Origin of the sequence: Streptomyces sp. NBC_00094 (assembly GCF_026343125.1) — a bacterium.
Lineage (GTDB): Bacteria > Actinomycetota > Actinomycetes > Streptomycetales > Streptomycetaceae > Streptomyces.
In genome coordinates this window covers 773,136-783,997 of sequence record NZ_JAPEMB010000001.1, presented here as the reverse complement: position 1 = coordinate 783,997, position 10,862 = coordinate 773,136, and the positions used below count along the sequence as shown (strand labels likewise).

Genomic DNA, 10,862 nt, shown 5'->3' with positions numbered 1-10,862 from the left:
CGCTTCGCATGCTCATGGGCTTCGCCTGAGAATCAGCAGCAGATTCCAGGTGGCGATCTCGCGGAGTCCCGGCACCCGGGTGATCGTGCTCGCGAGGAACGGCCAGTAGCGTGACCGCGCTGTCACGACCTGCACGTCGTCGCGACCGCGGACGTGCCGCAGGGTGGAACCGATGTGGACGGGGAAGAGGTTCTCCCCGAGCGTGTGCTTGGCCGCGCGGCCGGTGCGGCGTTCGTAGCGCGCGCGGGCCCGCTCCGCCCCGAGGTAGTGCCACGGCGCGGTCTCGTGACCTCCCCAGGGCGAGAGCCAGTTGGTGAACGACAGGTAGATCAGCCCGTCGGGGCGGGTCACCCGCGTCATCTCGCTGATGAAGGTCTGCGGATCCGACACGTGCTCGAGCACGTTGGACGAGAAGCACACGTCCGCGACGCCGTCGGCGAGCGGCAGCAGGTATCCGTCGGCGAGGACCGCGTCCTCGGTGGTACGGCCGCGGGCGTTCAGCTCCCGCGGGTCGGGCTCGAAGAGGTAGCTCTGTGCGCCCCGGCGGCGGAACTCCTCGGTGAAGTGGCCGCTGCCGCCGCCGATGTCGACGACGATCTTGCCGGCCAGGTCGACATGGCGTGCCACCTGGGCGACCGAGTCACGGGCGAGCAAGGTGTAACACCGCTCGGGATCGGTGGGTTCGCGCATGAACGCCCGGAAGAGGGCGGCCGACCGCCTCAACGACGGGTCCTTGAAGCCGTGTTCGGCGGTGCCCGCCGATGGGTCGTCGAAGCCGTGTGCGGCGTCGTCGGCCGACGGAGCTCCGGGCTCGCGTTCCGTGGTCTCAGCCATGGACGCTCCTGCCGCGTCCGGTTGACGCGGTGCGGGCCACGGCCTCGGCGGCGACCGCCTGGAACTGACGGACCGTCGCGCTCCAGCGGAAGCGCTTGGCGCGCAGCACCGCGGCACGCCCCATGGCCGCGCGCCGGTCGGCGCTGAGGGACAGGGCACACCACGCGGCGGCGAACGAACTCTCGCCCCGGGCGAGCACCCCGGTCTCCCCGTCCTCGATGGAGTCGCGCAGGCCGGGTATGTCGAATCCGATCGCGGGGGTGGCCCGCGTGGCCGCCTCGGTGACGACCAGGCCCCAGCCCTCGACGAGGGAGGGGTGCAGCAGCAGCCACGCCTCGCACATCAGCCGGTGCTTCTCGGTTTCCGACACCCGGCCGGCGAACGTCACCGAGGGGCCGGCCATGGCTTCGAGCCGCTCCCGTTCGGGGCCGTCCCCCACGATGACGAGCCGGCCGCCGGTGACGGGGCGCACCCGCTCCCACAGCCGTAGGAGCAGGTCGACGCGCTTGTACTCCACCAGTCGGCCGACGGCCAGGAACAGCGGTTCCTTCGCCTCGGGCAGCAGGGGGGCGGGCTCTTCGACGCCGTTGTTGACGATCCGGATGCGGTCCGGTGCCACGCCGATGGCGCGCAGCTCGGCGGCGGTCGACTCGGAGACGGCCACCATCAGGTTGTCGCGATGGGTGCCGGCCAGTGCCCAGTGCTCCAGTCTTCGTCCGAGCCGTGCCGCCGGGCCCGGGTAACGCATCTGCCAGAGATCGGTGTGCACGTGGTTGACCAGGCACAATGTGGGCCCGCGGTGCCACAGCGGCGCCAGGTACGGCATGCCGTTGCACACTTCGACCAGCAGGTCGCAGGTGCCGACCTCGCGGGCGAAGGTCGACCTGGCGTGCAGGAAGTGACTCGCGTCGCCTCCCGCGGAGACCACCCGGTAGTCGCGTGCGGCGGCCGGGCCTCCGCACACGAGCGTGACGTCGTGGCCGTCGGCGGTCAGACCGTCGGCTATCCGGTCGATGAGCAGTTCCGATCCGCCGGCGGCCCGGTTGGCCAGGTCGCGGCGGGCGAGGAAGGTGATCCGACGCGGCACGGGCGCCCCGGGGGACGCGGTGTGCGGGTCGAGGGCGAGCGAGTCGGTGACGGGGCTGCCGGTGCGTGCTTGAGCGGGGACGGAACGGGAGTCCTTCTGGCCGGGGGCCAGAGCGGACGAGCGCTGGGGCATAGAGGTGCTCCAACTCGGCGGCTGCGGGTGGGATGCGTAGGGGGATACGCATGAGGGTGTGCCGGGCTTCCGGGGATGAAGCGCTGGGCTGGCTCGTACGGGGTGCTGCGGGTACGTGTACTGCGGGCACGGGTACTGCGGGGTACGGGACTGCGGACACAGCGGTGGCAGGCAGCCGAGGGTGGCGGCCGGTTCAAGCGGAAACGTTGGCCTTACCGCGGGGTAACATCAGTGTTCGTTCAAGCATTCGTTCCGGCTACTCACGCCGATGACAATTTCGGGACTTCGGGCAGGCCCGTTTTACTCACTCCGCTGAGTGTTCGCCCCGCCGAGGGCCGCGGATCAGCAGCACGGCGCCGACGACCGCCAGCAGACCGCCCGCCACGCCGCCCACGAGCGGCGCGGTCTCGCCGAGCAGCTCCAGCCGGCCGCTGTCGTCGGAGGCCAGCGCGACCTGCTCGCGACGGGTCGCGTCCGTGAACTCCAACCCCTCACTGGCCAGCAGGGTGACCGCGTCCTTCTGCGAACCCGGGGCCCGCAGCGTCTTCTTCGGCGCGATCAGCGCGTTCATGATCCGGCCCGTGCGCTGGTCCACGGTCAGCTCGATCCTCGCGTTGGAGTACCACTCCTCCGCCAGGATCTGGCCCCCCTTCGAGCTGCCCACCAGCACGCCGGGCACCAGGCGGGTGCCGGTCGCGGTGGCCTCGACCTTGCCGACGAAGCGGTAGCCCTCACGCCCGTTGACCTTCGCGACCTTCTCGAACTCCAGCGGCACGGTGGCGCCCAGGGTGCTGTCCCACCAGGAGTAGGCGCGCTTCTCGACGTCGAACGGGAACTTCAGATAGGCCTCGCCCTCGAACTCGGGCTTCTCCTCGCAGCAGCGCACCGGCAGGTTCGTCCGGCGGTCGGTCACCCAGCGTTCGGTGGTCCACTGCAGGGATTTGCGCGGGTCGCCCAGCGCGAGCGTCTTCGGCGAGTCGATCTGGGTCGACACGTCCCAGATCGCGTTTCCGCTGCGCTCGCCGGCGGCGACGTCTCCCAGGACACGACGGGTGATCGTGAGCGTCTGGCCGTCCACGGCGGAGACGGACCCGGTGTCGAAGTAGCTGCCCTGACCACTGAAGACCGTCGTGGAGTCCACATCGGTCGGTGTGCGTTTGGCGCGCGGTTCCACGTACCAGACCAGCAGCTGGGTGAGCACCAGCAGGAAGACTCCGACACCCAGCAGAATCAGGGACAAAGGTGATGTTGAACGACGCATACGGGTACTCCAATACGGGCGCGACGTGCGAGGGGGCTCGTGGGCCGTGTGGGAAGGAGGCGCACACATGGGGTGCAGCCTGACCGGGGCGAGAATGCGTACCCGGGAGTAACAGTCCTGTGGCGGCGAAATTAGGCGGCTCTTGACCACCTGTCAATGCGCCTCTCATACTGGCGGCGCCGGACCGGGCCGGTGCGCTGGGTGACAGACCTCGATGACCGAGAGGCCGATCATCCCCATGCCCAGACTGCTTGCCGCCTTCCTGACCTGCGTCGCCGCCGCCCTCCTGGCCGCGGGCGCCGCCTTCGGAATCGTCACCGCTCTCGACGCCACACCCGAGCAGCAGAATGTGCCGCTCGTCACGTTCCCCGAACCGCCCGCGGACGACACATCCGGCACGGCCGGCTCCGGTGCGGGCTAGGTTGGAACATGAGGCCCGCAGACCGAGTGCGTACGAACCGGACGCCCAGGAGCGGTGTGGTGGAAACGTCGTCAGCGTGGCACGACGTGCCACGAGAACGGATTCGGCAGTTCGCCGACCGCGCCTTGGAGCAGGTCCCCGAACTGGCCCAGGACATCCTCGCCGAGATCCGTCGGGAGTATCCGGGCCTGGTGCTCCTGCCCGACGAGTCCGGAGAACCGAAGGCCCTGGTGGCCATCCGGCACGCCCTCGAGCTCTTCGTGGAACAGATGACCACGGGGTCGGACCGGCCGCGCGCCCTTCCGGAGCTGTTCCGTGACTTCGGGCGCGGCGAGGTCTCCCAAGGGCGCAGCCTGGATTCCTTGCAGGGGATCTACCGGCTGGGCGTCCGCCTCTCCTGGCGGCGCATGGCGGAGGTCGGCCAGCAGGTCGACATCCCGCCGTCGGCCATGTACGAACTGGCCGAGTCGGCGTTCGAGTACCTCGACGTCATGGTGGCCCAGTCGGTACGCGGCTACGCCGAAGCCGTCGCCCGCCAGGCCGGGGAGCGCCTGCGCCTGCAACGGCTGCTCGTCGATCTCCTGCTCACCGAACACCGCACGGATCCGACCGCCCTCCTCGCCGACCGCGCGGCCGACCTGGGCTGGCAGCTGCCCGGGAAGGTGGCGGTCGCGGTGCTGCTCCGCCCTGCCCAGGAGGCCGTCGCCCCTGCCGTGGGCGACGAGATGCTGCTCGACATGGAGGGCGCGCAGCCGCGTCTGGTCGTACCGGACCCGGACGCCCCGGGACGCGCGGAGCTGCTGGACCGGGCGGTGACCGGCTGGTCCGGGGCGATCGGGCCGTCGGTCCCGCTGGCGGAGGCCGTCACGTCACTGCGCTGGGCGGAGGCCGCCGTCGGGATGATCGAGCAGGGTCTGCTGCCACGAGGGCGGCTCCTGCACTGTGGCGAGCACGTCGAAGCCCTGGTGCTGCTGCCCGCTGGTGAGCTGATCGACGATCTGGCGCGGCGGCGGCTGGCGCGGCTGGACGAGGCCGGCGGCCCGGCGCACGCCCAACGACTCGCCGAGACGCTGCTGGCCTGGCTGGAAACGCGGGGTGGTGCTCCCGAGGTGGCCGCCCGGCTCGGAGTCCACCCGCAGACCGTGCGCTACCGCCTGAGGCAGCTCCGTGAGTTGTGGGGCGACGACCTGGACGACCCGGACCGCCGCTTCGAGCTGGAGCTGGCGCTCCGCACCCGGCGGCTGCGCGGGGATCTGGCCCCACCGCCCGACTGACCTCGGGACGGCGAAGGCGAAGCGGGGTGCCCGGGATCCCCTGCGCGAGGAGCGCCGCGGGCGGTGCATCACTTCCTGCCGGGCGCGGACCGGCCGGCCGTGTCACGGGGACGATCCCCGGCCACGAAAGTATCGCGAGCGGAAATTGGCCGATCGCATTCGGCCCCCTATTCGCCGCGCATATCCAGTGCATCGGGTCGCGCATACGACCGCGCACGAATCCGCCGGGAAATGAACTGCACCAAGTTGCCAGCGCCCTGGCAGGATTCGGCCACATGGCATCGAAGCTGCAGCTCAACGGTGTCACAGGGGGCTCCCGCAGCATCACGGGAAACGCATTTCAGTGACCCGTCGGGCAACCGATGGGTTGTGGACTGGCTATCGACGCGCATAGCTTTCCCTCGTCGCTCAGCCGGGCGACGAGCCATGGGCCGAAATCTTTCCGCAGAATGGCCCATCGGGTATATGCGGCCGGATTGGATGTGAATTCACATGAACAACTTCGACGGTGACATCTCGCTCATCGAGGAGATCGCGGAGCAGGACTTCGACGGCGTCGCCTATGGCGCGTGTTCGACCAACACGTTCTCGCTGTCCGACTTCCTCGGCAACCAGGGCGGCTGGTGCACGCTGACCAAGGAGTGCCAGCCCAACTGCAACTGAGCCCGAAGGCTGGGCATGGACCGGGGGCGGGGAGCGGCTCATGCTCCCCGCCCCCGGCGCAACGTGGAAATCTATCATCTTCCGCGCAGGGAGCCGGAGCATTGATCTCGCCCGCGAATCTTTACCCAGAACTCGACAGCGTCGAAATCCGCGAAACCATCGAGCCCCTCGGCGTTTTCGCGCCCGCCGTCCACGTCAAGCTCTCGGCTCCGTCCGACGTCGCTCCAGAGGCCCCCTCGCCGGCCGCGCTCGCCTGGTCGCTGGAGCCGGAGGAGTACCCGTTCCAGCGCGTGATCCGGCAGCTGGCACTGCCGGCTGCCGGCAGGCTCCTCCCCGAGGACCTCACGGAGGCCGTCGCCGACCTGGACGCCTTCACGCTCCAGGTACTCGGCCGGGCCGAGGCCCGGCTGCGCGACGTGGCGACCCGTACATTGGTCGCCGCGGTCAACAAGGCCTCCACCGACGGGCTGTTGCGGGGGGCGACCCCGCACGAGCGCTACCAGGACTTCGTCACCCGGGCGTGGAGAGACGCCCTGGAGCCGTTCCCGGTGCTCCGCTCCGCGGCCGGCCATGTGGTGCGCAACGCCCGCGAGACCGCGCGCGAACTGGTCCGGCGCCTCCACGCCGACCGGGACGAGGTGTTCCGGTTCTCCCGCATCGCCCCCGGCGACCCGCTGCTGTCCATCGGCCGGGCCGACGGCGACGCGCACGCCCACGGCAGGGCGGTGAGCATCCTGACGTTCGCCTCGGGGGCCCGCCTGGTCTACAAGCCCCGCGACGTCTCCTGTGAGGCGGCCTTCGAGACCGTCGTCGAGCGCGTCAACGCGGAGGCCGACTGCGCACTGCCCGCCGCCCGCACCCTGGTGCGCGACGGGTACGGGTACGTCGAGTACGTCGAACAGGAGGACATCGGCGGATTCAGCGTGCCGTTCATGCGGGCCTGCGGCCAGTTGGCCGCCGTGTTCTACCTGCTGGACGCGCGGGACATGCACTTCGAGAACATCCTGCCCACCCGCCTGGGCCCGGTGGCCATCGACCTTGAGACGCTGCTGCACCCCTCCCGGGTGCACACCGGCCCCACCCCGGAGGCCGAGGGCAACGCGTACGACGAGATCGGCCGCAGCGTCTACGGCATCGGGATCCTCCCGTTGGTCCTGGCCGGCAAGAACGAGGACTCCGGCTACGTCGACCTCGGTTTCCTCGGCGGCGACAACCAGGGCGTCTCCCCCTTCAAGACCATGGTCTTCGAGGACCCCTTCACCGACCGGATCCGGGTGCACCTCCAGGCCCGCACGTCCGAGCAGCGCTCCACCGTGGTCCGGGAGAGCACCGAACAGGAGATCCACGGGCTCGCCGGACAGATGGCCGACGGGTTCCGGCAGGTCTGCGAGGCGGTGATGCGCCGGCCCTCCTGGTGGACCACCCTGCTGGAGGAGCTCGCTCCGGCCATGCGCCTCCGCTACATCCACAACCCGACGTCGCAGTACGCGCAGATCCTGCGGATGGCAGCCTCCGCCGCCGCGATGGCCGACCCGGCGCTCGCCCAGGCCCTGCTCCACAGGATCGCCATCCCCTCCCGGTTTTCCGACCGCAGGCTGGTCGGCTCGGAACTGCGGCAGATGGCCGAACGCGACGTCCCCTACTTCACCGTGCCCGCCACCGGCACCACCGTCCACGACTGCGACGGCGAGGACACCGGCGTCCGGATCGACCGCACCCCGCTCTCCCGGGCGCTGGCCAAGGCCGCGGCGCTCGACGAGCAGGCGGTGAGGCGGCAGCTACGGCTGCTCCACTCGGCCTTCTGCTCCCGCTTCCCCGACAACCACCTCTCCGGCGGGACCGCCTGGAACGGCCGGGCCTCCACCGGAGAGCGCACCGGCCTGGAGCGGCTCGCCCGGTCGCTGGCCGACGCCCTGACCGCGGGCAGCCTCCCCGACCAGTACGGTCATCTCCCCGCCACATGGATCGGCCCGCTGGCCTCCGCGCAGGCCGCCCGGCCCTGGCCCTCCGGCGTGCTGGGGTACGACCTGTACACCGGACGCACCGGCCCCGCGCTGGCCCTGGCCGCGGCCGCGGCCCACTTCGGCGACGAACGCTACGAGCGGGTGGCGCGCCAGGTCTTCGAGCGCAGCGCCGGCATCCTCACCGACGGCGTCTACGAGCTGCGCAGCATCCGGCAGAGCGGTGCCGGCGCCTACACGGGAACCACCGGCCTGCTGTTCGCTCTGTGCGAGGCCGGGCGAATCCTGCGGGAGCCGGGCTGGGTCAAGGCGGCACAGGACGCCGTGCCGCTGGTCGTGGAGCAGCTCGGCCCCGAGAACACCCCGGAGGTGATCTCCGGGATCTCCGGGATCGCCACGATGATCGCCTCGATCGGCGGCGACCACAGCCTCGACGCCCTGGACGGGCTCACCGGCCGGCTGCTGGGCCATGTGGAGGAACCGTCGGGCTCCTGGTGGGAGCAGTCGGGCTTCGCGCACGGCGTCGCGGGAGTCCTGTACGCCCTCGCCACGCTGCCCGACCTCCCCGGACGCCGCGTCGACACCGCCATCGGTGTGCTGACGGACCGCCTGGAGTCCTTCTACGTGCCCCAGGAGCGGAACTGGTCCACCAACTCCGCCTTCCCGGGCCGGTTCTCGACCGGCTGGTGCCACGGCGCCGCCGGCATCGCCATGGCGCTGTCCGCCGTGACCGCCCGGACAGCGGACGAACGGGCCGCCGAGCGCCTGGAGGCGGCCCTCGACAACACCTTCCGGCAGGGCTTCGGACGCAACCTCACCTGGTGCCACGGCGACCTCGGCAACATCGACGTGGTCCGCCGGATCGCCGGCGACGACCAGGAGCTGCTGGAGCGGGCCGCCGCCGTCGAGGCGCGCCGGCTGGGACCCGACGTGATCGCGGAGAAGCTCGCCGACACCGGCTCCCGCTACGCGCACACCGACAGCGCCATGGTGGGCTCCTCGGGTGTGCTGCTGCACCTGCTCGGCCGCCTCGACGACGCGCGGCCCCGGGTGTCGCCGATCTGGCACGGAGCCCTCTGATGGGCCTCCGGGTTCCCTCCGTCACCCAGGTCACCCAGACGGAGTGCGGGCTGTGCTGCTGCGTCGCGGTGATGGGGTACCACGGCCGCACCGAGGACTTCCGGACCGTGCGGGAGGACCTGGAGGCCGGCCGGGACGGTCTCGGTGCCAAGCAGCTCGCGGACTTCCTGCGCTCGAGGGGCATGGAGGTCAAGGCGTTCCGGGCCCGGAGCGTGGAGGCCCTGCGGGGCTTCACGGAGCCGGTGATCCTCTTCTGGGAGGACTACCACTTCCTGGTCCTGGAGCGCTTCGACGGCACGACGGCCTGGGTGATGGACCCGGCCGTGGGCCGCAAGCGCCTCACCCGCGACGAACTGGAGGCCGGCTTCTCCCAGGTGGTGATCGCGGCCTCCCCCGGCCCGGACTTCACCCGGCAGTCCCTCCCCGCTTTCCGGCACTGGCGGTCGCTGCCGCTGGTCCCGGCCCGGGCAGGCCGCCGGATCGCCCTGGTCGCCCTGCTGTCGCTGGGCTCCTACGCGGCTGTGCTGGGCATACCGGCGCTGACCAAATGGGCCGTCGACCGGGACGACGCCTGGAGCGACCTGTCCCAGACGGGGCTGATCGCGGGGGCGGTGACGGCGGCCGCGATCGGCTACCTGCTGCTGTGGATGCTGCGCACCGCCGCGCTGGCGGGGCTGATCGCCGTGACGGGCCATCACCTGATGAGCCATGTCTTCAGGAGACTGCTCTCCCTGCCCTTCAAGTTCTTCGCCACCCGGCAGCCCGGCGAGCTGCTGTTCCGCCTGAACACCGTCAACAGCGTCCGGGACCTGCTCTCCTCGCGGATCGCCCAGGGCGTCCTGGACGTGGGGACCCTGGCCTGCATCGGCGTCTACCTGTTCGTCACCGAGTGGCGCATCGGCTTTCTGGCGCTCGCGCTGTTCCTGCTGAACGGCGGCTTCCTGTGGCTGAGCCGGCACCGGGTGAAGGAGGTGACGGACACCGAGCTCGCGCTGCTCTCCCGCTCCCAGTCCACACAGCTCGACGCCATCGTGTCCGTCCCCACCATCAAGATGGGCGGCTACGCCGGCCGGTTCGCCGACGAATGGGAGGCGACCTACAGCGCCTCGCTGGACGCGATGCGCACCCGGATGCGGATCCAGCAGGGCTGGATCTCCGGAATCGCCGCCACCACGCAGATGTTCGGCCCGCTGGCACTGCTGCTGGCCGGCCTGCACTTCGTGTCGCGGGGGACGGTGACCATCGGCTCGGCCATCGCCGTGCAGGCCGTGGCGGGCACCTTCTTCGCCCTGAGCACGTCCGTCTTCCAGATGCTGACGGAGATCACCGAGACCTCCCGCTACGTGAGCCGGCTGAGCGACATCACGGCGCACGAGAGCGAGCCGGAGGGCGGGCCCCTCACGGAACTCCACGACACCTCGATACGGCTGAGGGAGGTGTCGTTCCGCTACACCCGGCACAGCAGGCCGGTGCTGGAGGACCTGTCGCTGGAGATCCCGGCCGGCGCGAAGGTGGCGTTCGTCGGCGCGTCGGGTTCGGGCAAGTCCACCGTCGGGCGCGTCGTCTGCGGGCTCCACCAGCCGACCGGAGGGGCGGTGGAGTTCTGCGGCCACCCCATGAGCGCCTACCGGACCGACTTCCTGCGCGGGCAGATCGGGTACGTCCCGCAGGAGGTCCACCTGCACAACCGGACCATCCTCGAGAACCTGACCCTGGGCCAGGACATCGACGAGGCCACGGTCCGGGAGTACTGCGCGGCCGTGGGGATCCTCGACTTCGTCGAGGAACTGCCGATGGGGCTGCGGACCCTGGTGTCCGAGATGGGCTCCAACTTCTCCGGCGGGCAGCGGCAGCGGCTGGCCATCGTGCGGACACTGCTGCAGCGGCCGCGGGTCATCGTCCTGGACGAGGCGACCGCCTCGCTGGACACCGCCAACGAGCGGCGGGTCTCCCGGATCATCGCGGAGACCGGCGCCACGCAGATCGTCATCGCGCACCGGCTGGCGACGATCCAGGACGCGGACCTGATCCACGTCCTGGACCGCGGCCGGATCGTGGAGCGGGGGACGCACGAGGAGTTGCTGGCCCTGGGCGGGGTGTACGCGGGGCTTTACGCGGAGCCGGTGGCGGGGGCCGTATGAGGGCCGGT

The 10,862-nt window shown here is 70.9% G+C and carries 8 protein-coding genes; 5 read left to right on the top strand and 3 right to left on the bottom strand.

Annotation, left to right across the window (positions count from 1 at the left end; genetic code table 11):
- Positions 1-12 precede the first annotated feature (12 nt).
- From OG580_RS03380 to OG580_RS03370, 3 genes are all read right to left on the bottom strand, one after another.
- Positions 13-690, bottom strand: a complete 678-nt coding sequence (locus tag OG580_RS03380) for a bifunctional 2-polyprenyl-6-hydroxyphenol methylase/3-demethylubiquinol 3-O-methyltransferase UbiG (RefSeq protein ID WP_267047875.1) — start codon at positions 688-690, stop codon at positions 13-15.
- Between the two features lie 136 nt (positions 691-826).
- Positions 827-2,053, bottom strand: a complete 1,227-nt coding sequence (locus tag OG580_RS03375) for a glycosyltransferase family 4 protein (RefSeq protein WP_267042141.1) — start codon at positions 2,051-2,053, stop codon at positions 827-829.
- 304 nt (positions 2,054-2,357) lie between these two features.
- Positions 2,358-3,314 (bottom strand): DUF3068 domain-containing protein, encoded by a 957-nt coding sequence (locus tag OG580_RS03370; protein ID WP_267042140.1) that lies wholly within the window; start codon positions 3,312-3,314, stop codon positions 2,358-2,360.
- Between the two features lie 238 nt (positions 3,315-3,552).
- Here OG580_RS03370 and OG580_RS03365 point away from each other — a divergent pair, with 238 nt between their 5' ends.
- From OG580_RS03365 to OG580_RS03345, 5 genes are all read left to right on the top strand, one after another.
- Positions 3,553-3,735, top strand: a complete 183-nt coding sequence (locus OG580_RS03365) for a hypothetical protein (RefSeq protein WP_267042139.1) — start codon at positions 3,553-3,555, stop codon at positions 3,733-3,735.
- Positions 3,736-3,821: 86 nt separating this feature from the next.
- Positions 3,822-5,009 carry a CdaR family transcriptional regulator gene (locus OG580_RS03360; RefSeq protein ID WP_267042138.1) on the top strand — a complete coding sequence of 396 codons (1,188 nt, stop codon included), beginning with the start codon at positions 3,822-3,824 and terminating at the stop codon, positions 5,007-5,009.
- Between the two features lie 492 nt (positions 5,010-5,501).
- Complete coding sequence (locus tag OG580_RS03355) at positions 5,502-5,672, top strand: plantaricin C family lantibiotic (RefSeq protein WP_017237622.1); 171 nt, start codon at positions 5,502-5,504, stop codon at positions 5,670-5,672.
- 101 nt (positions 5,673-5,773) lie between these two features.
- The gene (locus OG580_RS03350) at positions 5,774-8,713 is read left to right on the top strand and encodes a type 2 lanthipeptide synthetase LanM family protein (protein ID WP_267042137.1); all 2,940 of its coding nucleotides are present in this window, start codon (positions 5,774-5,776) and stop codon (positions 8,711-8,713) included.
- Positions 8,713-10,854, top strand: coding sequence for a peptidase domain-containing ABC transporter (locus tag OG580_RS03345; protein ID WP_267042136.1), 2,142 nt, complete (start codon positions 8,713-8,715; stop codon positions 10,852-10,854). Before OG580_RS03350 ends, OG580_RS03345 begins: the two co-directional genes overlap by 1 nt.
- Positions 10,855-10,862 lie beyond the last annotated feature (8 nt).

Excerpts from the sequence above, each read along its gene's own strand:
- OG580_RS03375 (WP_267042141.1), bottom strand. The coding sequence starts at position 2,053 with ATGCCCCAGCGCTCGTCCGCTCTGGCCCCCGGCCAGAAGGACTCCCGT.
- OG580_RS03345 (WP_267042136.1), top strand. The coding sequence starts at position 8,713 with ATGGGCCTCCGGGTTCCCTCCGTCACCCAGGTCACCCAGACGGAGTGC.
- OG580_RS03355 (WP_017237622.1), top strand. The coding sequence starts at position 5,502 with ATGAACAACTTCGACGGTGACATCTCGCTCATCGAGGAGATCGCGGAG.
- OG580_RS03380 (WP_267047875.1), bottom strand. The coding sequence starts at position 690 with ATGCGCGAACCCACCGATCCCGAGCGGTGTTACACCTTGCTCGCCCGT.
- OG580_RS03365 (WP_267042139.1), top strand. The coding sequence starts at position 3,553 with ATGCCCAGACTGCTTGCCGCCTTCCTGACCTGCGTCGCCGCCGCCCTC.
- OG580_RS03370 (WP_267042140.1), bottom strand. The coding sequence starts at position 3,314 with ATGCGTCGTTCAACATCACCTTTGTCCCTGATTCTGCTGGGTGTCGGA.